Here is a 25896-nt window from a genome sequence, read left to right on the forward strand (position 1 = left end):
CTAAGATCTCCGCATGACAGGTGCAGGAGGAACACATCACTGGACGCCCGGAGACCATATTCTCTGGCGCTATCGCGGCAACGCGTCCGACACCCTGCACATCTGCCGCCCGGTGACCGTCGTGCAGGACACCGCCGATCTGCTCGCCGTCTGGGTCGCCCCCGGCACCGAGTGCGTGAAGCCGGCCCTCGCCGACGGGACACCCGTGCACCAGGAACCGCTCGCCACCCGGTACACCAAGCCGCGCACCATCGTGCGCGAGGAGTGGTGGGGCACCGGGGTGCTGAAGCTTGCGCGCCCGGGGGAGCCGTGGTCGGTGTGGTTGTGGTGGGAGCGGGGCTGGCGCTTCAAGAGCTGGTACGTGAATCTGGAGGAGCCGTATCTGCGGTGGTCGGGCGGAATCGACTCGGAGGACCATTTCCTCGACATCTCGGTTTTCCCCGACCGCAGTTGGGAGTGGCTCGACGAGGACGAGTTCGCGCAGGCCCAGCGGGTGGGCCTGATGGGCGCCGCGCAGGCGCGGCGGGTGCGGCGGGCCGGCAGGGCCGCGGTCGAGCTCATCGAGGCCTGGGGGTCGCCGTTCTCCGACGGCTGGGAGGACTGGCGGCCGGACCCGGCATGGACCGTGCCCGCACTTCCGGCCGACTGGGACCGCACGCCCGCGCGCATGCCGTCGTGAGACCCTTGATGCGCCCCGGGGGTTCAAACGTAGGATCGTCCTCCGCAAGACTGCGCCCTACAACCATCCAATTCAGCAGATGACCTGACCGAATGTCACTACAGGGGGGTGCAGCCATGACAGCGGGTATACGACCCCTTGAAACGGTTGCATCGCACACCTGCCCCGGACGGACGGAATCCCTCGCGTGACGGAGCACACCACCTCCCACGAAGGCCGGCAGCCCACCGCTGCAAGGCCGCACGATCACACCCGCCCCCGGCAGCAGGACGCGGATGTGGCGGCCGCAGGTGCCATCCCGGCGCCTCCACCGACACCACCCGCCTCTCCCGCACGCAGCGAGGGCGACAGACTCCGGTTCGTGGGTGCGGCCACCCGCCGTATCGCCCGCGGCATGGACCTCGACGAGATCGTGCTGGGGCTGTGCAGGGCGACCGTCCCGACGTTCTCCGACGCGATACTCGTCTTCCTCCGAGACCCGCTGCCGGTGGGCGACGAGCGGCCGGCCGTGCCGTTCGTGCTGCGGCTGCGCCGTACCGACCGGCTGCGTTTAGTCGACGAGGAAGAGACCGACGAACCGCTGGAGCCACTCGCCGCCGAGCTGTGCGAAGTACGGTCCGGGGGCGCCCTCGCCGAGGTGCTGCGGGGTGTACGCCCGGTCTTCGGGGACTCCGCTGCCGCTCGCGCCGCGCTGCCCGAGCTGCTGGGACCGGACAGGACCGTGCCCAACGGGCACCGTACGATCCTTGCCCCGCTCCGGGGCAGACGCCGGGTGATCGGAGCCGCGGTGTTCGTCCGCCGCCCCGACAGGCCCGCCTTCGAAGCCAACGACCTGCTGGTAGCGGCGCAGTTGGCGACCCACACGGCTCTCGGCATCGACAAGGCCATGCTGTACGGGCGTGAGGCCTATATCGCCGACGAACTACAGCGCACCATGCTGCCCGACTCGCTTCCCCAGCCGACCGGCGTCAAGCTCGCGTCCCGTTATCTGCCCGCCGCCGAGACGGCCCGGGTGGGCGGCGACTGGTACGACGCCATCCCGCTGCCCGGCAGCCGGGTGGCGCTGGTGGTGGGCGATGTGATGGGGCACTCCATGACATCGGCCGCGATCATGGGCCAGCTCCGGACGACGGCCCAGACCCTGGCCCAGCTGGACCTGCCCCCCGCGGAGGTGCTGCACCATCTCGACGAGCAGGCCCAGCGCCTCGGCTCGGACCGGATGGCGACCTGCCTGTACGCCGTGTACGACCCGGTGGCCCACCGGATCACCATCGCCAATGCCGGCCATCCGCCACCGGTGCTGCTGCATCTGGGCGGCCGTGCGGAGGTGCTCCGGGTACCGCCGGGTGCTCCGATCGGCGTGGGCGGCGTGGACTTCGAGGCGGTCGAGCTGGACGCCCCGGCCGGTGCGACCCTGCTGCTCTACACGGACGGTCTCGTGGAGTCCCGGCTGCGTGATGTCTGGACCGGCATCGAGCAGCTGCGGGAGCGGCTCGCCACGACCGCGGGGCTGACCGGGCCCGACCACTCGCCGCCGCTGGAGGCGCTCTGCGACGACGTGCTCGACATGCTCGGCCCCGGTGACAGGGACGACGACATCGCGCTGCTCGCCGCCCGTTTCGACGGGATCGCGCCGAGTGATGTGGCGTACTGGTTCCTGGATCCGGAGGAGCAGGCCCCGGGACGAGCCCGGCGGCTGGTGCGCAGAGCACTGGAGCGCTGGGGCCTGGACGACCTGTCCGACTCGGTGGAGCTGCTGGTCAGTGAGGTGGTGACCAATGCGGTGCGCTACGCCGAGCGCCCGGTGACGCTGCGGTTGCTCCGTACGGACGTCCTGCGGTGCGAGGTGGGCGACGACTCCCCGCAGCTGCCGCGGCAGCGCAGAGCCAGGGACACCGACGAGGGCGGTCGCGGTCTGTTCCTGGTGAACCGGCTGGCCAGACGGTGGGGCGCGACCCGGCTCTCCACCGGCAAGGTGGTCTGGTTCGAGATCGCGGCGCCACAGCGCTGAGCGCTCTGCCGCCCCGGTGGGCCCGCAGTTCCCGTGCGGGCCCACCGCCGTGTCCGGGACCCTGGAGCCGGGCCGGGCCCGAACGACGTCCAGCTGTTGCCGACCCTGTGTGGGAAGGGTTCACTGGGGCACGCGGACGAAGCGACCTCAACCCCCTCAAACGATGGGAGGACGCTCGTGAGTGAGGCATCCAAGAAGGCCCCGTACACCACGACCAACACCGGCATCCCGGTAGAGAGCGACGAACACTCGCTCACCGTCGGCCCCGACGGTCCGATCCTGCTCCAGGATCACTACAACATCGAGAAGATGGCCCAGTTCAACCGGGAGCGGGTCCCCGAGCGTGTGGTGCACGCCAAGGGCGCGGGTGCGTACGGCACCTTCGAAGTGACGAACGACGTGAGCCAGTTCACCAAGGCCGATCTCTTCCAGCCGGGCAAGCGCACCGAGATGCTGGCCCGCTTCTCGACGGTCGCCGGCGAGCTGGGCTCACCCGACACCTGGCGTGACCCCCGCGGTTTCGCGCTGAAGTTCTACACGGAGCAGGGCAACTACGACATGGTCGGCAACAACACGCCGGTCTTCTTCGTACGCGACACGATCAAGTTCCAGGACTTCATCCGCTCACAGAAGCGCCATCCGGCCACCGGACTGCGCAGCAACGACATGCAGTGGGACTTCTGGACCCTCTCGCCGGAGTCGGCGCATCAGGTGACCTGGCTGATGGGTGACCGGGGCATCCCCAAATCCTTCCGCCACATGAACGGCTACAGCTCGCACACCTATATGTGGGTGAACGCGGGCGGTGAACGTTTCTGGGTCAAATACCACTTCAAGACCGACCAGGGAATCGACTACCTCACGCAGTCCGACGCGGACGCGATGGCGGGTTCGGACGCGGACCATCACCGCAGGGATCTGTACGAGTCGATCGAGAACGGGAACGCGCCGACATGGTCCCTCAAGGTCCAGGTCATGCCGTTCGAGGATGCGCCCGGCTACCGCTTCAACCCGTTCGACCTGACGAAGGTGTGGCCGCACGCGGACTACCCACTGATCGACGTCGGCCGGATGACCCTGAACAAGAATCCGGACAACTTCTTCATCCACATCGAACAGGCCGCTTTCGAGCCGTCGAACATGGTGCCCGGCATCGGCCCCTCCCCGGACAAGATGCTGCTGGGCCGGCTCTTCTCGTACCCGGACACGCACCGCTACCGGATCGGGCCGAACTACGCTCAGCTGCCGCCCAACCGGCCGCACTCCCCGGTGAACTCGTACTCCAAGGACGGTCCGATGCGTTACGTCGCGTCGAACGCCGCCATGCCGTACGCGCCGAACTCCTACGGCGGTCCGGCGGCCGACACGGAACGCTTCGGAGACCCCGCCGGGTGGGAGACGTCCGGCGAGATGGTGCGCGAGGCGTACAAACTGCACCGTGAGGACGACGACTGGGGCCAGGCGGGCACCATGGTGCGCAAGGTGCTGGACGACGCCGCGCGGGCGCGGCTCGTCGACAATGTCTCCGGCCACCTCCTCCAGGGCGTGTCCGCCCCGGTGCTGGACCGGGCGATCCAGTACTGGCGCAACATCGACAAGGACACCGGCGACCGGATCGCGGCCAAGGCCAAGCCGAACGGCTGACCGCACGGTGTGCACGACGGGGGCCCGCGGCATTCGCCGCGGGCCCCCCGTCCGTGTCACTGCAGGTTCTGGTCGTCGTTCCCGCCGACACCGGTGTCGGTGCCACCACCGCCGTTGGCGGTTCCGGTACCGGCGTCGGTGCCACCGCCGTTCGCGGTACCCGTCCCGGCATTGGCCCCACCGCCGTTGGCGGTACCCGTCCCGGCATTGGTGCCACCGCCGTTCGCGGTGCCCGTCCCGGCATTGGTGCCACCGCCGTTCGCGGTACCCGTCCCGGCATTGGCCCCACCGCCGTTCGCGGTACCCGTCCCCGCGTTGGCCCCACCGCCGTTCGCGGTGCCCTTACCGGTGTCGCTCGGGTCGGGGTCCGGCGAATCCGACGGCGACTTGGAAGGCGAATTCGACGGGCTGATCGTCGGGCTCGGGGACGAGGTGGCAGACGGGATCTCCGTCGGGGCGACCGCGGCACCCTGGTCGGTGTCCAGGTCGAACTTGCTGGGCGTCATGTCCAGGCCGAAGGTGTACGCCGCCCAGATCTGCGCCGGGAAGCCGGCGCCGTTGATACGGCCGGTGGGGCTGCCGGCCGCCCCGCTCATGGTGACCTGCGCCCCCTTGAGGATCGTCTTGCCGTCCACCGTGTGCTTCTTGGACGCCTCACCGAACAGGCCGACCGAGGTCACCAGGTTCGGGGTGTAGCCGGTGAACCAGGCGGACTTGTTGTTGTCCGACGTACCGGTCTTGCCCGCGACCTTCTGCTCCTTGTTCCGTACGGCGGTACCCGTACCGTTCTGGACCACGCCGGTCAGCACCGAGGTCACCGCGTCAGCCGTCTGCCGGCTCACCACCTGGTCGCCGATCGCCTTCTGCGGTGCGACCGGCGCGTGCCTCGCATTGGTCGCCGACTTCACGATCGTCGGCGTGACCTTCTTGCCGTGGTTGTCGAAGGTCGCGTAGATGCCGGCCATCTCCATCGGACTCGCTCCGTAGGAACCGAGCGTCATGGCGGGCACCGCCTGCGCCGACTTCATGGAGCTCATCCCGAGGTCGAGACCCAGCTTCCTGATCTTGTCGAGGCCGACGTCCTCACCCATCTGCGCGAACACCGAGTTCACGGAGTCGTTCATGGCCTTCTGCACCTTGACGGAGCCATAGCTGACGTTGTCCTCGTTCGGCGGTGCGAACCCCACCTTGTTGCCGTTGGCGTCGACCACCGGGCGTTTGCTGGTGCCGTCGTAATAGGTGTCAGCGGTGATCAGCTTGCCGTCCTGAGTCTTGGCCCCGGACTCTATGGCGGCCGCGAGAATCAGCGGCTTGAAGGTCGACGCCGGCTGGTAGTCGGTGCGCTTGGCGTTGCTGTACTCGTGCTTGTAGTAGTCCTTGCCGCCGTACATCGCGAGGATCCTGCCGGTGTGCGGGTCCACCGAGACGGCGCCCGCCTGGAGGTCGGCGTCGACCGGACGCGTCTTGGGTGTCAGCTTGTCGGTCAGCTGCTGCTTGAGCGTCTTCTCGAGCGCGGCCTGCTTCTTCGGGTCGATGTTGAGCGTGACCGTCCAGCCACCGGCGTCGATATCCGCTTCGTCGATGCCCTGCGCCATCAGCTCCTGCTTGGCGGCCTTGACCAGATAGCCCGTCTGACCCTGCAGGCCGGCTTCCGGCTTGGGCTTCTGCGGATACGGGAACTTCTGCGCGGCGCGATCCGACTGGCTGATCCAGTTCATCTCGGCCATGTTGTTGAGGGTGTACGCCCAGCGGTTCTTCACCAGCCGCTGGCCCTCCGGGGTCGCCGATGACCAGTCGTACTGGCTCGGTGCCTGGAGCAGCGACGCGAGATAGGCGCCCTGAGAGACGTTCAGCTTCTTGGCGTCGATCCCGTAGTACGCCTGCGAGGCGGCCTGGATGCCGAAAGCCTGACGCCCGAAGTAAGCGGTGTTGATGTAACCCTCGAGGATCTGGTCCTTGGACTGCTTCTGGTCGAGCTTGAGGGAGATCACCAGCTCGTTGAGCTTACGGGTCACCGTCTGGTCGGACGTGAGGTAGTAGTTCTTGACGTACTGCTGGGTGATGGTCGAGCCACCCTGCTTACGGCCCCTGAGGGTGCTGTAGAGCCCGCGGGCCGTGCCCTTGAAGTCGACGCCGTGGTCCTTGTAGAAGGTCTTGTTCTCCGCGGCCACGAAGGTGTGCTGGACGTCCAGCGGCACGTCGGCGATCGGGACCTTCTCGCGGTTGACCTTGCCGGTGCGGGCCAGCACCTTGCCGTTGCTGAGCTTGTAGACGTTGCTCTGCAGGTCGGCGTCGGCGTTCGCCGTCGGCACGTCGACGTACAGGTAAAGCGCGAAGAACGCGCCCATCGCCAGCAGGCAGAGCCCGAAGAACGTGCCCAGCATCTTCTTCCAGGTGAAGAGCCGGCGTATGCCGCCGCCCTTACTGGTCTTGGCCCGGCGCGCCCCGCGCTGCCGGGCCCGTCGCTCATCCGCTCGGCCCATCGCTCTGTGACTCCGCCTTCTACTCACCCAGGTCAGCTGACGAAAGCTAACACCGCACCTTTGGACACAGGACGCCACACCGGTGCTTTGTCTTGGTGACAATCAGCACCCGTCTCTCAGGAGACGACGCCCAGGAGCCTTGCAAGGTTGCCGTATCCGGCCGATCTTTCCTACACATCTCGTCGAATTAGGGCGAATTCGACACTAATGTCACGACCATTTTTTACTATGCGCACTTGGTATACACAGGAGGTATACCGGGTGCGTATAGTCGTCGACATGCCATCCCCGCCTTCGTTGCTCAGCGCAACCGGCCTCCACACGACCTACGGTCCGACCCCGGAACTGGCCGGAGCGGACTTCGCCATATCCTCCGGCGAGACCTACTCCGACCGCGAGATCGTCGTGCGCGACGGCAGGTCCCGCGACCTGGAGCACATCGGATGAGCTGGACCCGGGATCTCACGATGGGGGCGAAGTTCGCCCTCGGCGGTGGCCGTGAGGGCTGGACCCGCACCCTGCTCACCGCGGTGGGGGTGGCCCTGGGAGTGACGCTGCTGCTCACCGCGTCCTCCGTCCCGCATCTGATCAGTCTGCAGGCGGCACGGGGCCAGGCACGCACCGTGGCCGATCCCGACCGCTCCGCCCCGCCGCCGCGCAGTGGCACCACGCTGCTGTACGGCCACGCCGAGAGCGACTTCCACGACGCCACCGTCGACGGCGGTCTGCTGCGTCCGGACGGCGCCCACCCGGTCACCCCGCCCGGTGTCGACCGGATTCCGGCGCCCGGCCGGATGCTCGTCTCCCCTGCGCTGAAGGACCTCCTCGGATCCGACGGGGGGAGACTGCTCCGTGAGCGCCTTCCCTACCGCATCGCCGGAACCATCGGGCAGGCCGGGCTGAGCAACCCCGGCGAGCTGTACTTCTACGCGGGCAGCTCCACCCTCACCACGCACACCGGGGCCCACCGGATCTCGCACTTCGGGGACGGCCGCCACAGCCCGCCGCTACCACCGTCGCTGGCCGTTCTCACCGTGCTGATCTGCGTCGCCCTGCTCACCCCCGTGGCCATCTTCATCGCCACAGCCGTGCGTTTCGGCGGCGAACGCCGAGACCGTCGGCTGGCCTCGCTGCGGCTGGTCGGAGCCGATATCCGGACGACCCGCCGGGTCGCGGCCGGCGAGGCGCTGGCGGGCTCGGTCCTCGGGCTGCTGCTCGGCTGGGTGTTCTTCCTGACCGGGCGGCAGTTCATCGGCGGCATCGAGATGTGGAACGTCTCCACCTTCCCCTCCGATCTCGCACCGAAGCCCTCACTGGCGATACTGATCGCCGTCGCCGTCCCGGTATCGGCGGTCGCGGTCACGCTCTTCGCGATGCGCTCCGTCACCGTGGAACCGCTCGGGGTCGTACGACAGGCCGCCCCCCGGGCCCGCCGCCTCTGGTGGCGGCTGGCTCTGCCGGTGATGGGGCTCGGCGTACTGCTGACGGCCCACCGGGTCACCGGGGACACGACGTTCGTCGACCCCTATCCCATCGCGGCCGGAGCACTGCTGGTGCTCGCCGGGCTCACCGCCCTGCTGCCCTGGGCCGTCGAAGCCGTCGTGGCCCGGCTGCGCGGCGGCCCCGTGCCCTTTCAGCTGGCCGCCCGCAGACTCCAGTTGAGCAGCGGGCCGGCGGCCCGCGCGGTGAGCGGCATCACTGTCGCGGTCGCCGGGGCGGTCGCGCTGCAGATGTACTTCGCCGGAGTGCAGGACGACTTCAACAGGATGACGGGGCAGGACCCCGCACGCGCCCAGATGAGTATCAGCGCGTCCTTCCCCAGCGGGGAACGGGCCAGGCGGATGCTCGATGCGTTCCAGCACACCAAGGGCGTCCGGGCGGTCATCGGCACCGTCGAGACCTACGCCGACAAACCGGGTGGCAAGCCCGGCGCCATGGGGCCCTGGCCCACCACCGTCGTCACCGTCGGCGACTGCCCGACGCTGCGCGAACTCGCCCGCCTCCCCTCCTGCGAGGACGGCGACACCTTCGTCGCCCACATCAAGGGGCGCACGGAGGGCAACGACTGGGTGGACCGGACCGTGCGGCCCGGCGGCAGGCTCAACGTCGGCACCGATGCCGAGCCCGTCCTGTGGACCCTCCCCGCGTCCTCGCCGATCGTCCTGGCGCATCCCGACCCGATGGGCGAACAGCGGGACGGCATTTTCGTCACGCCGTCCGCGATCAGCACCTCGCAACTGCCGCAGGCGGAGACCAAGGCCGTGGTGAAGATCGACCGGTCGGTGCCCGATGCCGGGGAGTACGTACGCAACACCGCGGCCGCGATCGACCCGGTCATGCGGGTGTGGGACATCAGGGTGGTCACCCGTGACACGCGCTATGCGAGCGTCGAGAGCGGGCTGCTGGCCGGCGCGACCGCGACCATGCTGCTGATCGCCGCCTCCCTCCTGGTCTCCCAGATCGAGCAACTGCGTGAACGCAAGAGGCTGCTGTCCGTTCTGGTCGCCTTCGGCACCCGCCGCCCCACCCTCGGCTGGTCGGTTCTGTGGCAGACCGCGCTCCCGGTGGCGCTCGGTTTCACGCTCGCCGTCGCCGGCGGTCTGGGACTCGGCGCCGCACTGCTCCGGCTGGTGGGCAAGCCGGTCACCGACTGGTGGGGATTCGTCCCGCTGACCGGCGCGGGTGGCGGCGTCATCCTGCTGGTCACCCTCCTCAGCCTCCCTCCGCTGTGGCGCATGATGCGTCCGGACGGCCTCCGTACCGAATGAAAAGTCCCCACCGAACACCGCTCCCCACCGCATCCGGATCAGAAAGGCCCTCCATGTCCATCGGCCACACCCTGCTCGGCATCCTGGAGTCGGGCCCACGCCATGGGTACGACCTCAAGCGCGCCTTCGACGAGAAGTTCGGTCACGACCGACCGCTGCACTACGGGCAGGTCTACTCGACCATGTCCCGGCTGCTGAAGAACGGCCTTGTCGAGGTCGACGCCCTTGAGGCCGGCGGCGGTCCCGAGCGCAAGCGGTACGCGATCACCGACGCCGGTGTCAGCGACGTCGAGCAGTGGCTCGCCCAGCCCGAGAAGCCCGAGCCGTACCTCCAGTCGACGCTCTACACCAAGGTCGTCCTCGCCCTGCTCACCGGACGCAGCGCCGCCGATCTGCTGGACACCCAGCGCTCGGAACATCTGCGGCTGATGCGCATCCTCACCGACCGCAAGCGCCGCGGCGACCTCGCCGACCAGTTGATCTGCGACCACGCCCTGTTCCATCTCGAAGCCGACCTGCGCTGGCTCGAGCTGACCGCGGCACGGCTCGGTCAGCTCGCGAAGGAGGTGCGGGCATGACCCCCGCGGGTTCCCTTCTGCACGCCGTCGACCTGCACAAGGCGTACGGTCCGACCCCGGCCCTGGACGGTGCGTCCTTCTCCGTGCATCCCGGCGAGATAGTCGCCGTGATGGGTCCTTCGGGCTCCGGCAAGTCCACACTGCTGCACTGCCTGGCCGGGATCGTCCGGCCCGACAGCGGATCGATCACCTACAGCGGGCGCGAACTGACCTCGATGCCGGACGCCGAACGCAGTGCGCTGCGCCGCAGCGACTTCGGCTTCGTCTTCCAGTTCGGCCAGCTCGTCCCCGAACTGACCTGCACGGAGAACGTCGCCCTGCCGCTCAGACTGAACGGCATCAAACGCAAGGCAGCCGAACACCGCGCGCTCGAGTGGATGGACCGCCTGGAAGTCTCCGCACTCGGTCACAAACGCCCCGGCGAGGTCTCCGGCGGACAGGGCCAACGAGTCGCCGTAGCCCGGTCCCTGGTGACCGAACCACGAGTGATCTTCGCCGACGAACCGACCGGCGCCCTCGACTCCCTCAACGGCGAACGCGTCATGGAACTCTTCACCCAGGCCGCCCGCTCCACCAACGCCGCCGTCGTCCTCGTCACCCACGAGGCCCGGGTCGCCGCCTACTCCGACCGCGAGATCGTCGTACGCGACGGCAGGTCCCGCGACCTGGAGCACATCGGATGAGCTGGACCCGGGATCTCACGATGGGGGCGAAGTTCGCCGTCGGCGGTGGCCGTGAGGGCTGGCTGCGTACCCTGCTGACGGCTGTCGGCGTCGGCCTGGGGGTGGCTCTGCTGCTCTGCACCACCGCGATACCCAGCGCCCTCGCCGCGCGGGACGCCCGCGAGGACAACCGCAACGACTACGGCGCGACCATGGTCGGCAGAGCCGCCCGGGACACCATGCTGCTGGGCAGGTCCGACACCACCTTCCGGGGCAAGGACGTACGCGGCCGGCTGCTGCACGCCGAAGGCCCGGATGCCCCGGTGCCGCCGGGCACAGCGGCGCTGCCGGGCGACGGCGAGATGCTGGTGTCGCCGGCCCTCGCCGGACTCCTCTCGTCGGACACGGGAGAGCTGCTGCGTGAGCGGCTGCCGTACCGGATCAGCGGCACCATCGGCGACACCGGGCTGACCGGACCGCATGAACTCGCCTACTACGCGGGCAGCGACCACCTGCGCATGCGGGACGGCGAGGACATCCGACGGATCAGCGCCTTCGCCGCCATTCCCGCGCGGGACGGCATGGATCCGGTCCTCGCGCTGCTGGTGGTCATCATCTTCGTCGTCCTGCTGACGCCGGTGGCCGTCTTCATCGCGGCCGCCGTCCGCTTCGGCAGCGACAGCCGCGACCGGCGGCTCGCCGCTCTGCGGATGGTGGGCACCGACTCACGGATGACCCGGCGCATCGCGGCGGGTGAGGCACTGGCCGGCGCGCTGCTCGGCGTGCTCCTCGGCGCCGGATTCTTCCTGGTGGCCCGGAGCTTCGTGGGCGACATCGACCTGGCCGGGGTCAATCTGTTCCCCTCGGACGTGGACCCGAGCTGGGGACTGGCCGCACTCGTAGGTGTCGCCGTACCGGCCGCGGCCGTCGCGGTCACGCTGTTCGCCCTGCGCGGTGTGGTCATCGAACCGCTCGGCGTGGTCCGCACCGCGGCCCCGCGCCGTCGCCGCGTCTGGTGGCGGGTGCTGCCGCCGGCCGCCGGGCTCGTCCTGCTCTACCCGATGATGGGAAGAGGCCGCACCGGTGGCACCTTCAACCAGGCCGAGGTCATCAGCGGCACCGTACTGCTGCTGATCGGGGTGACCGCCCTGCTGCCCTGGCTGGTGGAAGCCGTGGTCAACCGTCTGGGCGGTGGGGCCACCGCATGGCAACTGGCCGTCCGCAGGCTCCAGATGACCAGCGGTACCGCCGCCAGACTGGTCAACGGCATCGCGGTCGCGGTGGCCGGGGCCATCGCCCTGCAGATGATGTTCGCCGGCATCGACGGCGACTACAGCAGGAGCACCGGCGCCGACACATCCCGCGCCCAGATGATCGTGGAAGCCGCCCACTCGGGCGATGCGGTGACCGCGGGGCTGCGCTCCACCGAAGGTGTCACCGAGGCGCTCTCCGTCAGCAGGGCCTCCATCGGTGCCTCCAAGGGTGCCGGGGACGTCACCGACGTCGATGTCGGGGACTGCGCCTCGTTGCGCGAGCTCGCGCGGATCCCGTCGTGCGAGGACGGTGACGCCTTCATCGCGACAGGCGGCTGGGACGAGCGGGTCACACACATCGCCGAGCCCGGCAAACGGCTCTGGATCAGCCCCTCCTTCGGGGGCGGCACCCGTCCGCTCGCCTGGACCCTGCCGGCCGGCGCCCGCACGGTGCAGGTGCGGACCGACCCGTCCGGCGGATCCGCCGCCGGTGGTGTACTCATCACCCCCGGCGCGCTGCCTGCGGGCAGCACCCCGGCCATGCTGCGGGTCATCTACGTCGGCCTCGACCCCGACGTGCCGGACGCGGTGGACCACGTCCGTAACACCGTGGCGAAGACCGACCCGATGTTCCAGGCCGACGCCCTCCAGGAGGTACGGGTCGACAACCGCTTCGGGAGTGTCCGCCGGGGCCTGTACATCGGCGCGGCCGCCGTACTGCTGCTGATCGGTGCCAGCCTGCTGGTCTCGGTCCTCGAACAACTGCGGGACCGCAGAAGGCTGCTGGCGGCGCTGACCGCGTTCGGAACCCGACGCTCCACGATGAGCTGGTCCGTGCTGTGGCAGACGGCGGTGCCGGTCGCTCTCGGGCTGGCACTCGCCACGGTCGCGGGGCTCGGTCTGGGGTCGGTACTGCTGCGCATGGTCGGCCACGAGGTGTCGGTGAACTGGGGAGCGGTCGCGGCGATGACCGGGATCGGGGCCGGGGTGGTGCTGCTGGTGACACTGCTCAGTCTGCCGCCGCTGTGGCGTCTGATGCGGCCCGAGGGGCTGCGTACCGAGTGAGGGCCGGCATGCCCGGCATCCAGGTGGTGCCGGGCATGTCCGCTAGGCCAGCCACACCGGCAGCGACCGCACCGCCTCGCGCAGGGCACCCGCGAACGCGGCGAACTCCCCCTGCCGGGCGGCCCCCGCCCGCATGGCCAGCGCGATTCTGCGCATCGGCGCCGGCTCGGCGAAGTACGCCGTGGCCAGCTGCTCATTCCGGCCGGTCTCCACCCGCACCGCCGTCCGGGGCAGCAGGGTCACTCCGAGGCCGCCCGCCACCAGCTGGACCAGGGTGGAGAGGCCGGCCGCCGTGGTCGTCACGGGCGCCCCGCCCGCGCGCCCGGCCTCCCGGCAGATGTCCAGGGTCTGGTCCCGCAGGCAGTGACCTTCGTCCAGCAGCAGCAGATCCAGTTCCCGCAGTGCGTCCCGCGAGATGTCCTCCCGGCCTGCCAGCCAGTGCTCCCGCGGCGTGACCAGCACGAACTCCTCGTCGAACAGGGGAAGTTCGGTGACGCCCGGCATGCCAAGGGGCACCGCGAGCAGCAGCAGGTCCAGTCGCCCGGCGGTCAGTCCTTCGAGCAGTGAGGATGTCTGCTCCTCATGCACCTGCAGATCCAGCTCGGGGTACTCCCGGTGGACCAGCCGCAGCACGGTGGGCAGCAGATACGGGGCGACGGTCGGGATGACCCCCAGTCTGAGCACACCGGTGAAGGGGGCCCGCACCGCCTCCGCCTCCTCCATCAGCTCGCCGACCGCGTCAAGCACCACCTTGGCACGCGCCGCGAGGCGCTCCCCCGCGGGCGACAGCAGCACCTTGCGGGTGGTCCGCTCCAGAAGCTGCACGCCGAGGTTCTCCTCCAGCGCGGACACGGCCCCCGAGAGCGCGGGCTGGCTCATGCCGATCGCCGCCGCCGCGTCCCTGAAGTGCAGGTATTCGGCAACGGCGGCGAATGCGCGCAGCTGGGCCAGGCTGGGCTGCTTCGTTCTCTGCGACGAACCGACTGACGTCACTGATAGGTACCTCCGATCACGTCCACCGAGTCTAGCTATTTCTGTGATCAATAGAACCTGTGTCAGTCTGTAACCCGTCCAACCCCAGGAACACCCCAAAAGGGATTTCCTAAGCTGCAAGGAGAGTACGTGCTCACTGTCGGTGACAAGTTCCCCCAGTTCGACCTGACTGCTTGTGTCTCGCTGGAAAGCGGCAAGGAGTTCGAGCAGATCAACCACAAGACCTACGAGGGCAAGTGGAAGATCGTCTTCGCGTGGCCCAAGGACTTCACCTTCGTGTGCCCCACCGAGATCGCCGCCTTCGGCAAGCTGAACGAGGAGTTCGCCGACCGCGACGCACAGGTCCTCGGCTTCTCGGGTGACTCCGAGTTCGTGCACCACGCCTGGCGCAAGGACCACCCGGACCTGACCGACCTGCCCTTCCCGATGCTGGCCGACTCGAAGCACGAGCTCATGCGCGACCTGGGCATCGAGGGCGAGGACGGCTTCGCGCAGCGCGCCGTCTTCATCGTCGACCAGAACAACGAGATCCAGTTCACGATGGTGACCGCCGGTTCCGTGGGCCGTAACCCCAAGGAGGTCCTGCGGGTCCTCGACGCCCTGCAGACCGACGAGCTGTGCCCGTGCAACTGGACCCAGGGCGAGAAGACCCTGGACCCGGTCGCGCTCCTCTCGGGCGAGTGAGCTGATATGTCACTCGACGAACTCAAGTCCGCCGTACCGGACTACGCCAAGGACCTGAAGCTGAACCTCGGTTCGGTGATAGGCAACAGCGATCTGCCCGAGCAGCAGCTGTGGGGCACCGTCCTCGCCTGCGCCATCGCGTCGCGTTCGCCGAAGGTTCTGCGTGAGCTGGAGCCCGAGGCGAAGGCGCGTCTCTCCCCGGAGGCGTACACCGCGGCCAAGTCCGCCGCGGCCGTCATGGCGATGAACAACGTCTTCTACCGGACCCGCCACCTGCTGTCGGACCCCGAGTACGGGACGCTGCGCGCGGGTCTGCGGATGAACGTCATCGGCAACCCCGGTGTGGAGAAGACCGACTTCGAGCTGTGGTCGCTCGCCGTCTCCGCGATCAACGGCTGCGGCCAGTGCCTCGACTCGCACGAGCAGGTGCTCCGCAAGGCCGGCGTGGACCGCGAGACGATCCAGGAGGCGTTCAAGATCGCCGCTGTGGTGCAGGCGGTCGGTGTGACCCTCGACTCCGAGGCCGTTCTGGCCGGGCAGTAGCCGCAATACCGCACAGGGCCCCGTCCGCATGGTCACCATGCGGACGGGGCCCTTTTTGCCGCCCCTCAGGCCGAGTGTCCGCTCCTGAGCCGTTCCATCAGCGCCTTCAGGTCCGAGATCATGGCCGGTTCGTAACTCTTCAGCTCGGGCTGGGCCGGGTGCTCCGCACCCGGCCCTTCATCCGAGTCCGGGTTGTTCCCGGCGTAGGAGACGTCGGAGGCCAGGTTCAGCACGAACACCGCGCCCCCGTCCAGAACTCGCAGCTCCTGCGACTGCCCGCCGTCGTCTTCGGTCATCAGATACGCCTCGTCGCCCAGGCCGGGGACTTCCTCGACCTTCGCGGCGCGTCGCAGCGAAGCGTCGTCCCCGGCGGGCTGCGCTTCGAACTCCGCCCGCGGATCGGTCTTAGTGTGCAGGGAGACCGCAACGTTGACCGTGTAGCTGAGCCACCAGCCTTTACGGGTCCGCGCGCCGCCCGGAGCCAGCTCGATGAAACATGCGCCCCGGTCCAGTACATGCTGCTGGTTCAGCCTGAGCGGAACCTCCGACGTCCTGTCCCGCGAACCGAGTTCGGAGGAGAGCGCCGTGAGCGCGGTCTCGTCGCAGAGGTTCGCGCCCATCGTGTAGCCCCGTCCTTCGGGCCCCTGATGGTGCGCGGACCCGTAGGCGTACAGGCCGCCCGCCCATACTGCGGATGCCACAACCACCCCGCCCAGCGCCCAGGCCCAGGGCTTGCGCGCCTGCGGAGCGTGCGAAGCCGGCCCGTCGACGCCTCCCACGACGTCCCCGCCGACCGGCGGACCGAAGTCCCCGGCCATCTCCGGCTCGGATATCACGCCCCGCCCTCAGGAACGGCTTCCGGCGCGGCCGATGGCTGCCCGGCCGATGGCTGCGCGGCCGATGGCTGCGCGGACGAGGGCTGCGCGGACGAGGGCTGCACCGGCGCCAGATCCACCGCGGTCGCGCCGTGCGGCGCGGGCGCCGCCTTCATGACGCTCTCCCTGCTGTAGGCGCGCAGATAGCCCACCACCGTGTTGGTCACCGCCACCAGCGGTACGGCAACCACCGCGCCGCCGATGCCCGCGATCATGCCGCCCGCCGCAACCGAGAGGACCACGGCCAGCGGATGGACCCGTACCGCACGGCCCAGGATGAAGGGCTGCAGCACATGCCCCTCGATCTGCTGTACGGCAAGCACCACGATCAGCACCATCAGGGCGGCGAACACCCCCTGGGTGACCAGTGCGACCACGACCGCGAGGGCCCCGGAGACCACGGCGCCCACCAGCGGGATGAACGCGAACAGGAAGATGAAGACGGCCAGCGGCACCGCCATCGGGACATCGAGGAAGAAGATTCCCAGCCCGATGAAGATCGCATCGATCATCGCCACGATCACCGTGCCGCGCACATACGCGGTCAGTGTCCGCCAGGCACGCGGACCCGCGCCCGCCACACCGGGGCGGGCCTGGGCGGGGACCAGCTTCAGGACCCACTGCCAGATGCGTGGGCCGTCGTACAGCAGGAAGAGCGTCGAGAACATCGCGAGCAGAATCCCGGTGAGGATCTCGACCATCACCGTGACGCCCTGCAGACCGGCCGACGTGATCTCGTTCGTGTTGGTGCCGACGGTGTCGCTCAGGTTCTTGGCTATGTCGTTGATCTGCTTGTCCGTCACATGGAACGGACTGTTGAGCAGCCAGCGCCTGAGCTCCTGGATACCGTCCTGGACACGCTCGGAGAGCGTGTCCAGGTTCTCCATCACCTGCCAGACCACGAACCAGCCGACCAGACCCATCACGACGAAGCCCAGTACGGCGGTGAGCGCCGTGGCCAGGCCGCGCGGCAGACCGGCGCGCCTGAGCCTGGAGACCGTCGGCTGGAGCAGCGCGGTGACGAGCAGCGCGGCGACGAAGGCCAGCACCACCAGCTGGATGGCGCTGATGACCCGCATCAGTACCCAGAGCGTGCCCGCGAGCACCAGCAGCCGCCAGCCGGCCTCGGCCGCGACGCGCATCCCCCAGGGGACCGCCGCGACCGGATCGGGGCGGGCCGCCACTGCGGGCGCGTAGTCCGGAGGCGCGGGCACCCGGTCCTGTACGGCCGGATGACTGCCACCCGCCCCGGCGTCCGCGGAGTCCGGGTGGTCGGGATCGTCGGCCAGGGTTCTGCGCTCTTCCAAACGCTCCCCCAAGTGGGTCAGTTCCGAGCCCACTCGTTCCAGCCAGTCCGGCAGTTTCGACATGCTGGTTCCTCTTCCCCCGCCCACTCGGTTCACTCGGAGCCCGACGCTACACGCGCGCGGAGCCCCTCGCCGTAGGACGGCGAGGGGCTCCGCGGAGTTGAGCGTCGGGCGACTGCTCTAGTACCAGCTGTTGGCCTGCCAGAACGACCAGGCGCCGCAGGGGCTCTGGTAGCGGGAGTCCATGTAGTTCAGACCCCACTTGATCTGGGTGGCCGGGTTGCTCTGCCAGTCAGCCCCGGCGGAGGACATCTTGGAGCCGGGCAGAGCCTGGACGAGACCGTATGCGCCGGAGCCGGCGTTGGTCGCCTTGTAGTTCCAGCCGGATTCGTGGCTCACGATATTGCTGAAGCACTGGAACTGGTCGGACGGCATCATCTGCCGCGCCATGGCCTGGACCTGGGAGACGGTGTAGGCGCTCTGTGCCGAGAAGCTGGTGGCGTCGCGCACAGAGGAACGGCTTGCGGCCTGTTCCTTCGCCTCGCGCTCCTTCTTGGCCTTCGCCACTGCCTCGTCGGCAGCGTCCTTCTTCGTCTTCGCGTCCTTGGCGGCCTGGATGCGGGCCGATTCCTCCGCGGACTTCTTGGCCGCAGCGTCGGCCTGCACCGCCTGGGTGTCGGCCTGCTGCGTCAGCGATGCGACCTGGGCCTGCTGGCCGTCAGGGATGTCTGCGAGGGTCGTCGTGTCCGCGGCGGAGGCTGCGTCGAGGTTGTCGCCCGCGGGGACAGTGCTGCCCGACGCGACACCTACAACGGCTCCTACGGTGGTGACCGCAGTGGCAGATGCCACCGCGAATCCCCGGACCGAAATCCGGCTCACACGGTTTCCTTCCAGCAGCGACCGCTCGTGACCTCGCGGACGCAATCGTGCCCCTGGCGCTGGCCTCCCAACTTCAGGTCACGGGAGGCACGGACCCGGTGGGCAACTCCCTGGCGGAAGTGCCGCGTGGTGCTCGGGCGGCATGCGGCGGCAAGTGTTGAGTTGTGTGGTGCTGCACCCCTGGGGGTGTACGTGTGCCGCATGCGGGGCCTGACGAAAGCAAGACTCTGCCCGACGGGAACACCGCAACGCAAACCTCGGCCGAGTGGGATAGGTCACACCCCGTTTGGCGCACCAGTTTTCTGGAGAACCCTGCGCAGCACAGAGCCGCCCGGCTAGGCTCCTGCGCCTTACCGGGCGGCTCCAACTGGCCAGTTGGGGTCAGATCGTTCCATCCTCCAGCATTTCGGTCACCAGTGCGGCGATCTGCGAGCGCTCCGAGCGGGTGAGGGTGACATGCGCGAAGAGCGGATGCCCCTTCAGTTTCTCCACCACGGCGACCACTCCGTCGTACCGGCCCACCCTCAGGTTGTCCCGCTGGGCGACGTCATGAGTGAGCACCACCCGCGAATTCGACCCGATCCTGGACAACACGGTCAGCAGGACATTCCGCTCCAGGGACTGGGCCTCGTCCACGATGACGAAAGCGTCATGGAGCGAACGCCCGCGGATATGAGTGAGCGGCAGGACCTCCAGCATGCCCCGGCCGACCACTTCCTCGATCACATCCCGGCTGGTCACCGAGGACAGCGTGTCGAAGACCGCCTGCGCCCAGGGGCCCATCTTCTCGGACTCGGAGCCGGGCAGATAGCCCAGCTCCTGACCGCCGACCGCGTAGAGCGGTCTGAAGACCATCACCTTCTGATGCTGCCTGCGCTCCAGCACGGCCTCCAGGCCGGCGCAGAGCGCGAGTGCGGACTTCCCGGTGCCCGCCCTGCCTCCCATCGAGATGATGCCGATGTCCGGGTCGAGCAGCAGATCGAGGGCGATGCGCTGCTCTGCGCTGCGGCCGTGCAGCCCGAAGGCCTCCCGGTCGCCCCGTACGAGCCGGACGTTGCCCTCCGACGTGATCCGGCCCAGCGCCTTGCCGCGCTCCGACTGGAGCACCAGTCCGGTGTGCACCGGCAGATCCGCCGCCTCGGGCACGTACAGCGTTTCCTCGGTGAACAGAAGATCCACCTGATCGGGCGAGAGCGTCAGTTCGCTCATCCCGGTGAAGCCGGAGTCGGTGATCGCCAGCTCGGCGCGGTACTCCTCGGCGAGCAGCCCCACCGACGAGGCCTTGATGCGCAGCGGCAGATCCTTGGACACGACGGTGACGTCGAAGCCCTCGGCCTGGAGATTGCGCGCGACAGCGAGAATCCGTGAGTCGTTGTCCCCCAACCTGTAGCCAGCGGGAAGCACGCTGGGATCGGAGTGGTTGAGCTCGACACGCAGGGTCCCGCCCAGCTCGCCCATGGGAAGCGGGGCGTCGAGGCGTCCGTACCTCACCCGGAAGTCGTCGAGCAGGCGCAGGGCCTGCCGGGCGAAGTATCCGAGCTCCGGATGGTGCCTCTTGGCCTCCAACTCCGTGACCACGACGATCGGCAGCACGACTTCGTGCTCCTCGAACCGGGCCATGGCGTTCGGGTCGGCCAGCAGGACGCTGGTGTCGAGAACGTAAGTGCGCCTGTCGGGCATGCGGCGCTTTGTGCTGGTCACCACGGAAGGACGTACCCCCTCGGATGAGGTCGGGGAGCGACGACGTCGCGGGCTGCTGGGACCGGGGCGCCTGCCTCCAGTACGGAGGCCGGGTCCCGGCCCTCCGCGTCACCCGTGCGTGTCGCACGGTCGTCCTGGTGCAAAGGGCCTCCCGGGTGAGTGGACTCGTGCCGCTCACTGAGATACGACATCCGTGGACCGGACATCGACCTGATGGGGGTATTCCCTCGAACGTGCGCCGCCATGCCACGCCATATGGCGAGTTCCTGACGGTCCCGGCGGCCGGGAGCCCCGGCCCGGGGGCCGCAGGTGCCCTACGGATGGCCCTGGAGCCCGGCCGCACCGGGGCACCGGGCGGCCCGGCCCCCGGTGCGGCCACGGATCGTTTTACCTGCTGTCCACCGGCCGGCAGCGCTCACGACCACCGGAATGCGCCGTATATCCATACGGGACGGGCGGGGTCGGCGGGCCGCTGTCGCCCCGCCTGTCGCCCCGCGCCGTATTCCGGTCCGCGGGTGGCCGGAAATTCGCCGGGGCAATGCGGCAAACAGGGGAACGGGTCCCCGCTATTCAGGCTCCGTAGCGACGGTGTCGCGCAGCGTAATCACGGAGGGCGCGCAGAAAATCGACCTTCCGGAATGCCGGCCAGAACACTTCACAGAAGTAGTACTCGGAGTGCGCGCTCTGCCAGAGCATGAAGCCCGAAAGGCGCTGCTCCCCACTCGTGCGGATCACCAGATCCGGATCCGGCTGACCCCGCGTATAGAGGTGCTCCGAGATCCGTTCCACATCGACGATCTCCGCGAGCTCCTCGAAGGACGTCCCCTTCTTCGCGTGCTCGTGGAGCAGCGAGCGCACCGCATCGGCGATCTCCTGCCGGCCGCCGTAGCCGACCGCGACGTTCACCAGTATTCCCTCGGTGCCCGACGTGGCCTCCTCGGCCTCCTTCAGCACCGACTGGGTACGGCCGGGCAGCAGATCGAGGGTGCCCACGTGGTGGACCCGCCACCGGCCGTCCGCCGCCAGATTCCGGACCGTGTCCTCGATGATCCCGAGCAGCGGGATCAGCTCGTCCTCGGGGCGGTCGAAGTTGTCCGTGGAGAGCATCCAGAGTGTGACGACCTCGACATCGGTCTCGGCACACCATCCGAGGAACTCGGAGATCTTGTCGGCCCCGGCGCGGTGCCCCTGGGCGGCCGTGCCGCCGGAGGCCTTCGCCCAGCGGCGATTGCCGTCCAGGATGACGCCGATGTGCTTGGGGACCTGGTCATGGTCGAGGCGGCCTTCCACCCGACGTGCGTAGAGCCCGTAGACCAGGTCGCGCAAGTTCACTGAGTTCAACCCTCCGTGCAATAGCAATCACCCGAGCCGCCACAGTACTGCGCACTGGTCACGACAGCCCAACCCGGTCTGTCACAAGTCCGTGATAAGGAAGGGACTGTGACTGATTCTCTTCCTTATAACGCCGCGGGCGACCGGTACGACTCCATGGAGTACCGGCGCAGCGGCCGCAGTGGGCTGAAACTGCCCGCCATCTCTCTCGGCCTGTGGCACAACTTCGGCGACGACCGCACTCTGGACTCGCAGCGCGAGATCCTGCGCCGCGCCTTCGACACCGGCGTGACCCACTTCGACCTGGCGAACAACTACGGGCCGCCGGCCGGTTCCGCCGAGCTCAATTTCGGCAAGCTCTTCGCGCAGGATTTCACGCCGTACCGAGATGAGCTGCTCATCTCGACCAAGGCCGGATATCTGATGCATCCCGGCCCTTACGGCGAGTGGGGCTCACGCAAGTACCTGCTGTCGTCACTGGACGCTTCGCTGTCGCGGATGGGTCTCGACTACGTCGACATCTTCTACTCCCACCGCTTCGACCCGGAGACTCCTCTCGAGGAGACCATGGGAGCGCTCGCATCAGCTGTGCAGCAGGGCAAGGCCCTGTATGTGGGTGTCTCCTCCTACACCAGCGAGCAGACCGCGGAGGCGGCCCGCATCCTGAAGGAGATGGGCGTGCCCGCCCTCATCCATCAGCCCTCCTACTCCATGATCAACCGCTGGACCGAGGACGACGGCCTGCTCGACACCCTGGAGAGCGCCGGAATGGGCTGCATCTCCTTTGTGCCGCTCGCCCAGGGCCTGCTCACGGGCAAGTACCTGAAGGGCATCCCGCAGGGCTCCCGTGCCACGCAGGGCAAGTCCCTGGACCCCGATCTGCTGTCGGACGAGGTGGTGCGCCGACTCAACGGTCTCAATGAGATCGCCGGGCGGCGCGGGCAGTCGCTCGCGCAGCTCGCGCTCAACTGGGTGCTCCGCGATCCGCGGATGACCTCGGCTCTCATCGGCGCATCCAGCGTGAAGCAGCTGGACGAGAACGTGGCGGCGCTGTCCGCGGCGCCGCTCACCACCGACGAGCTGAAGGAGATCGACTCGTTCGCGGTGGACACCGAGGGCACCAACATCTGGGCCGGCCGCAGCTGACGGTCCACTGCAGCCGGGCCGGTCGCAGCTGGTGACGGTCCACTGCAGCCCGGCCGGGCGCGAATGACGCGACGCCGCCCGCCCGCGGACACAGAAAACGGGCCGGTCCGTGGGGGGGGGATACGGACCGGCCCGAGGGGGGGTTTCCACCATAACCCTTCGTAAGTGCTGACCGGTGCATCGCCGTGCCGTGATTACGCGCCGAATCCGCCGAGCAGCAGACCGGTGAATGCTCCGGCCACCATGAAGGGCCCGAACGGCATCACGGTCTTACGGCCCGCTCGCCTGCGGAGTATCAGGACGGCGCCGTACACCCCGCCGTAGAGGAATCCGGCGAAGGCACCCAGCAGCAGCACCCCCCAGCCGTACCACCCAAGAGCGACACCGAGTCCGGTCGCCAGCTTGACGTCACCGAATCCCATGCCGTTCGGGTTGATGAGGAAGAGCACGAAATACCCACCGCCGAGGGCGAGTCCGCCGAGCAGTGCGGTCGGCCAGGACCCCATGGCACCCGGCACCAGCGCAACGGCCCCCAGCAGGAGCGCGGTCACCGCGGCGATCGGCAGGGTCAGGACATCGGGGAGCCGCTGCACCGTGCGGTCGACCGTCCCCAGCAGGACCAGCCCGGGCACGAGCAGCATCCATACCGCGAGCTCCGGCACCGGCCCGGCCGCGGCGGCGAGCGCCGCGCAGCCCGCGGCGGTGAGCAGGGCGACGACCGGCGTGCTCGGCCCGTACCATCCGCCGCCCGCCCGGGCCGGGCCGAGCCAGCCTCTGATGGGGACACCCGTGGGGGCGCTGCCGAGCCATGGGTCTCCGGGCGGGACGGAGAGCCGGTAGGCGGGGCGGGGGACGAGGACGCCCAGGGCTGCGCCGAAACAGGCGGCCAGGACTGTCAGAAGGGCGGCGGGCACCAGCCGAGTCTAAAGGGCTGCCCGTAGCCGTCGGCGGGTCGGTGCACGGCGGCGGATGCGGTGCACCGCACGGTGGAGGGGCGCCCGCGTACCGGAATCCCGGCTTCCTGCGACGCGGCGAGGTGTCACAGCTTTCGTCGTGCGCCTACCGCGGATTCGCGGGACGCCCCTGCTGCCGTGCCGTCCTCTCCCGGCCTTCGGCCGGGCGGCCCGATTCGGCCGGGGCGTCCCGTCGAACCAGGCCGGGATCTGTCCTCATTGCGTCCTACCCTCGACCGCATGACGACGCGACGCACGGTCACCTGGACCCGGGCCAACGCCCGGCGGCTCGCCCGGCAGCACCTCACCGTCCCCGCCACCGCCTCAACGCCCGCCGATGCCGCGGCCGCCATGCTCGGCGCCCATGCGCAGGTCATCACGGCAGCCGAACTCTCCATCGGGCTGCGCATGGAGGGGACGACGCGCACCCGGGTCCGGGAGGCTCTCCGGGGAGCGGACCCCGGTCTGGTCAAGACCTACGGCCCGCGCGGCACCGTGCACCTCCTGCCGGCCGCCGACCTGCCCCTGTGGACCGGAGCCCTCTCCGCAGTTCCCCGTCGGAGCCCCTTCCCGCAAGACCTGCGGATGACCGCGGACCGGACCGAGCAGGTCCTCACCGCGATCGGTGAGGCGCTCGACGGCACCGAACTCGTCATCGGTGAACTGTCCGACGAGGTCGTGGCACGCACCGGGCCCTGGGCAGGCGATCTCGTGGTGCCGGCGTTCCAGACCATGTGGCCTCGCTGGCGCCAGGTGATGCACATCGCCGCACACCGCGGACTGCTCGCCTTCGGCGGCGGCCGAGGCCGCCAGGTCACGTACCTCAATCCGGGCTGCGTGCCGCTGGACGGCGCCCGCGCCCGGGCGGAACTGCTGCGCCGCTATCTCCACGCGTACGGGCCGGCCACCCCGGCCGACTTCGCCAACTGGCTCGCCGCGCCGGGCAGGTGGTCCACCACCGCCTTCGACACGGCGGCCGCGTCAGCGGAGATCGAGGAGACCGGGCTCGGCTGGGTGGTGGCAGGAGACACGTCCTTCACCGACGAACCGCCGTGCGGGGTGAGGCTGCTGCCCTACTTCGACGCGTACCTCATCGCGTCCCGCCCCCGCGAACTGCTGTATCCCGGGGCCGCCTACGAGCGGGCGCTGGCGGGCGGGCAGGCCGGGAACTTTCCGGTTCTGCTGATCGACGGGATCGCGGCCGGGGTCTGGCATGCGAAGCGGTCGGGAAAGAAGCTCGCCGTGACGGTGGAGCCACTGGTGGAGCTGACCGCTGCCCGGCTGCGGGAGCTGAAGGCTCAGGTGGAGCGAACCGGCGAGATCATGGAGGGCAGGCCGGAACTGACTGTCGGAAAGGTGACGGTCGGCCCGCACGCCTGAGCGCTGCCGGTCGCAGCGGCCGCGCGGGTCACGCCGGGCACGCGGACCGCGGGGCCCCCGTGTCACACCGGACGCTGGGCCCGCGGGGGCAGTCGGGTCGCGCGGGTCACGCCGGACGCCGCGCCTCGATCAGAAAGCGCGTGGTGGTCGCCACGAAAGGCCCTCCGGCCTCGAGCCGGTCATGGAGCGACCGGAGTTGGGGCAGATACGCGCCGACGGTGAAGCCCGGAACCATCCAGATCACCTTGCGCAGGAAGTAGACGACCGCTCCGATGTCGTGGAACTCGGTGCGCAGTTCCTCCAGCCGCAGATCGACGACGTCCAGGCCTGCGGCCTCCGCCTCGGCACGCGCGTTCTCCGGATCCCGTCCCTTGCGACCTTCGGGCTGCGGACCGAGGAAGTACTCGACAAGTTCGAAAACGCTGGCCGGGCCGACCTCCTGGGAGAAGTACGTGCCGCCGGGTGCCAGCACCCGGGCGATCTCCGACCAGAACGCCTTCACCGGGTGGCGGCTGACCACCAGGTCGAACGTGGCGTCGGCGAAGGGCAGCGGAGGCTCGTCGGCGTCGGCCACCACCGCGACCCCGCGCGGACCGAGCAGCGCGGTGGCCTTGGCGACATTCGGCGGCCACCCCTCGGTGGCCACGGTGAGCGGTGGCAGCTTCGGCACCGAGGCGAGTACCTCACCCCCGCCGGTCTGGATGTCCAGCGCCGCCGACGCGCGGCCCATCCGCTCCCCCATGGACCGGGCATAGCCCCAGGAAGGGCGCTGCTCGGTGGCCCGTCCTTCCAGCCAGGAGAAGTCCCAGCCTGCGACGGACACAGCGCTCGCTTCGGCCACCAGCTCTTCGAACGTCCGGGACATGGTTCCAGGCATGGGCGCGATTGTGGCAGCCGTGCAGCGGCCGCTGCCAGGCGTTTTCGCCCCGGGCCCGAATCCGCCGGGTCGTGGCCACTGGG

General features: G+C 69.2%; 21 protein-coding genes. 12 read left to right on the forward strand and 9 right to left on the reverse strand.

The window, feature by feature from the left end:
* The first annotated feature begins 13 nt into the window (after positions 1-13).
* The 3 genes from fomD to OHS16_RS10740 all read left to right on the forward strand — a co-directional run bounded on the left by fomD (position 14) and on the right by OHS16_RS10740 (position 4334).
* On the forward strand, positions 14-679 hold the full coding sequence (fomD, locus tag OHS16_RS10730) for a cytidylyl-2-hydroxypropylphosphonate hydrolase (protein ID WP_328536955.1): 666 nt from the start codon (positions 14-16) through the stop codon (positions 677-679).
* Between the two features lie 187 nt (positions 680-866).
* Positions 867-2690 (forward strand): ATP-binding SpoIIE family protein phosphatase, encoded by a 1824-nt coding sequence (locus OHS16_RS10735; RefSeq protein ID WP_328536956.1) that lies wholly within the window; start codon positions 867-869, stop codon positions 2688-2690.
* Between the two features lie 177 nt (positions 2691-2867).
* The gene (locus tag OHS16_RS10740; RefSeq protein ID WP_328536957.1) at positions 2868-4334 is read left to right on the forward strand and encodes a catalase; all 1467 of its coding nucleotides are present in this window, start codon (positions 2868-2870) and stop codon (positions 4332-4334) included.
* Positions 4335-4390: 56 nt separating this feature from the next.
* Here the strand turns inward: OHS16_RS10740 and OHS16_RS10745 are convergent, their stop codons facing one another.
* Positions 4391-6817 carry a transglycosylase domain-containing protein gene (locus OHS16_RS10745; protein WP_328536958.1) on the reverse strand — a complete coding sequence of 809 codons (2427 nt, stop codon included), beginning with the start codon at positions 6815-6817 and terminating at the stop codon, positions 4391-4393.
* A gap of 279 nt (positions 6818-7096) precedes the next feature.
* Between OHS16_RS10745 and OHS16_RS10750 the strand changes: the two genes are divergently transcribed.
* From OHS16_RS10750 to OHS16_RS10770, 5 genes are read left to right on the forward strand one after another with little or no spacing between them, the layout of a single operon-like run.
* Positions 7097-7264: a hypothetical protein gene (locus OHS16_RS10750; protein WP_328536959.1), complete on the forward strand. Its 168-nt coding sequence runs from the start codon at positions 7097-7099 to the stop codon at positions 7262-7264.
* Entirely contained in the window at positions 7261-9585 is a 2325-nt protein-coding gene (locus tag OHS16_RS10755; protein ID WP_328536960.1) for an ABC transporter permease, read from the forward strand. The genes OHS16_RS10750 and OHS16_RS10755 overlap by 4 nt, the downstream gene beginning before the upstream one ends.
* Positions 9586-9638: 53 nt before the next feature.
* Entirely contained in the window at positions 9639-10163 is a 525-nt protein-coding gene (locus OHS16_RS10760) for a PadR family transcriptional regulator (RefSeq protein ID WP_328536961.1), read from the forward strand.
* On the forward strand, positions 10160-10846 hold the full coding sequence (locus OHS16_RS10765; protein ID WP_328536962.1) for an ABC transporter ATP-binding protein: 687 nt from the start codon (positions 10160-10162) through the stop codon (positions 10844-10846). The genes OHS16_RS10760 and OHS16_RS10765 overlap by 4 nt, the downstream gene beginning before the upstream one ends.
* Positions 10843-13143 (forward strand): ABC transporter permease, encoded by a 2301-nt coding sequence (locus tag OHS16_RS10770; RefSeq protein ID WP_328536963.1) that lies wholly within the window; start codon positions 10843-10845, stop codon positions 13141-13143. Before OHS16_RS10765 ends, OHS16_RS10770 begins: the two co-directional genes overlap by 4 nt.
* Positions 13144-13185: 42 nt before the next feature.
* Here the strand turns inward: OHS16_RS10770 and OHS16_RS10775 are convergent, their stop codons facing one another.
* Positions 13186-14136, reverse strand: coding sequence for a hydrogen peroxide-inducible genes activator (locus tag OHS16_RS10775; protein WP_328536964.1), 951 nt, complete (start codon positions 14134-14136; stop codon positions 13186-13188).
* Between the two features lie 129 nt (positions 14137-14265).
* Here OHS16_RS10775 and OHS16_RS10780 point away from each other — a divergent pair, with 129 nt between their 5' ends.
* Both OHS16_RS10780 and OHS16_RS10785 read left to right on the forward strand, forming a co-directional pair.
* The gene (locus OHS16_RS10780) at positions 14266-14820 is read left to right on the forward strand and encodes a peroxiredoxin (protein ID WP_328536965.1); all 555 of its coding nucleotides are present in this window, start codon (positions 14266-14268) and stop codon (positions 14818-14820) included.
* A gap of 6 nt (positions 14821-14826) precedes the next feature.
* Positions 14827-15363 carry an alkyl hydroperoxide reductase gene (locus OHS16_RS10785; protein WP_328536966.1) on the forward strand — a complete coding sequence of 179 codons (537 nt, stop codon included), beginning with the start codon at positions 14827-14829 and terminating at the stop codon, positions 15361-15363.
* Positions 15364-15428: 65 nt separating this feature from the next.
* Here the strand turns inward: OHS16_RS10785 and OHS16_RS10790 are convergent, their stop codons facing one another.
* From OHS16_RS10790 to OHS16_RS10810, 5 genes are all read right to left on the reverse strand, one after another.
* On the reverse strand, positions 15429-16199 hold the full coding sequence (locus OHS16_RS10790) for a hypothetical protein (RefSeq protein WP_328536967.1): 771 nt from the start codon (positions 16197-16199) through the stop codon (positions 15429-15431).
* Positions 16196-17608 (reverse strand): AI-2E family transporter, encoded by a 1413-nt coding sequence (locus OHS16_RS10795; RefSeq protein WP_328536968.1) that lies wholly within the window; start codon positions 17606-17608, stop codon positions 16196-16198. The genes OHS16_RS10790 and OHS16_RS10795 overlap by 4 nt, the downstream gene beginning before the upstream one ends.
* Before the next feature lie 117 nt (positions 17609-17725).
* A complete protein-coding gene (locus tag OHS16_RS10800) occupies positions 17726-18424 on the reverse strand; it encodes a transglycosylase SLT domain-containing protein (protein ID WP_328536969.1) in 699 nt (232 codons plus the stop codon).
* Positions 18425-18805: 381 nt separating this feature from the next.
* Positions 18806-20128, reverse strand: coding sequence for a PhoH family protein (locus OHS16_RS10805; RefSeq protein ID WP_328536970.1), 1323 nt, complete (start codon positions 20126-20128; stop codon positions 18806-18808).
* 567 nt (positions 20129-20695) lie between these two features.
* Positions 20696-21457: an isoprenyl transferase gene (locus OHS16_RS10810; protein ID WP_328536971.1), complete on the reverse strand. Its 762-nt coding sequence runs from the start codon at positions 21455-21457 to the stop codon at positions 20696-20698.
* 108 nt (positions 21458-21565) lie between these two features.
* Here OHS16_RS10810 and mgrA point away from each other — a divergent pair, with 108 nt between their 5' ends.
* Entirely contained in the window at positions 21566-22603 is a 1038-nt protein-coding gene (gene mgrA, locus OHS16_RS10815) for an L-glyceraldehyde 3-phosphate reductase (RefSeq protein WP_328536972.1), read from the forward strand.
* A 194-nt stretch (positions 22604-22797) separates the two neighbouring features.
* Here mgrA and OHS16_RS10820 read toward each other — a convergent pair whose 3' ends face one another.
* Positions 22798-23517: an A24 family peptidase gene (locus OHS16_RS10820; RefSeq protein ID WP_328536973.1), complete on the reverse strand. Its 720-nt coding sequence runs from the start codon at positions 23515-23517 to the stop codon at positions 22798-22800.
* Positions 23518-23796: 279 nt separating this feature from the next.
* Between OHS16_RS10820 and OHS16_RS10825 the strand changes: the two genes are divergently transcribed.
* Entirely contained in the window at positions 23797-24936 is a 1140-nt protein-coding gene (locus OHS16_RS10825; RefSeq protein WP_328536974.1) for a winged helix DNA-binding domain-containing protein, read from the forward strand.
* A gap of 106 nt (positions 24937-25042) precedes the next feature.
* Here the strand turns inward: OHS16_RS10825 and OHS16_RS10830 are convergent, their stop codons facing one another.
* On the reverse strand, positions 25043-25813 hold the full coding sequence (locus OHS16_RS10830) for a class I SAM-dependent methyltransferase (protein ID WP_328536975.1): 771 nt from the start codon (positions 25811-25813) through the stop codon (positions 25043-25045).
* Positions 25814-25896 lie beyond the last annotated feature (83 nt).

Source organism: Streptomyces sp. NBC_00344, from assembly GCF_036088315.1.
GTDB lineage: Bacteria > Actinomycetota > Actinomycetes > Streptomycetales > Streptomycetaceae > Streptomyces.

Bases quoted from the DNA above. Each gene is read 5' to 3' on its own strand.
- OHS16_RS10785 (WP_328536966.1), top strand. From the start codon at position 14,827: ATGTCACTCGACGAACTCAAGTCCGCCGTACCGGACTACGCCAAGGAC.
- OHS16_RS10745 (WP_328536958.1), bottom strand. From the start codon at position 6,817: ATGGGCCGAGCGGATGAGCGACGGGCCCGGCAGCGCGGGGCGCGCCGG.
- OHS16_RS10760 (WP_328536961.1), top strand. From the start codon at position 9,639: ATGTCCATCGGCCACACCCTGCTCGGCATCCTGGAGTCGGGCCCACGC.
- fomD (WP_328536955.1), top strand. From the start codon at position 14: ATGACAGGTGCAGGAGGAACACATCACTGGACGCCCGGAGACCATATT.
- OHS16_RS10765 (WP_328536962.1), top strand. From the start codon at position 10,160: ATGACCCCCGCGGGTTCCCTTCTGCACGCCGTCGACCTGCACAAGGCG.
- OHS16_RS10755 (WP_328536960.1), top strand. From the start codon at position 7,261: ATGAGCTGGACCCGGGATCTCACGATGGGGGCGAAGTTCGCCCTCGGC.
- OHS16_RS10795 (WP_328536968.1), bottom strand. From the start codon at position 17,608: ATGTCGAAACTGCCGGACTGGCTGGAACGAGTGGGCTCGGAACTGACC.
- OHS16_RS10825 (WP_328536974.1), top strand. From the start codon at position 23,797: ATGACGACGCGACGCACGGTCACCTGGACCCGGGCCAACGCCCGGCGG.
- OHS16_RS10750 (WP_328536959.1), top strand. From the start codon at position 7,097: ATGCCATCCCCGCCTTCGTTGCTCAGCGCAACCGGCCTCCACACGACC.
- OHS16_RS10830 (WP_328536975.1), bottom strand. From the start codon at position 25,813: ATGCCTGGAACCATGTCCCGGACGTTCGAAGAGCTGGTGGCCGAAGCG.
- OHS16_RS10770 (WP_328536963.1), top strand. From the start codon at position 10,843: ATGAGCTGGACCCGGGATCTCACGATGGGGGCGAAGTTCGCCGTCGGC.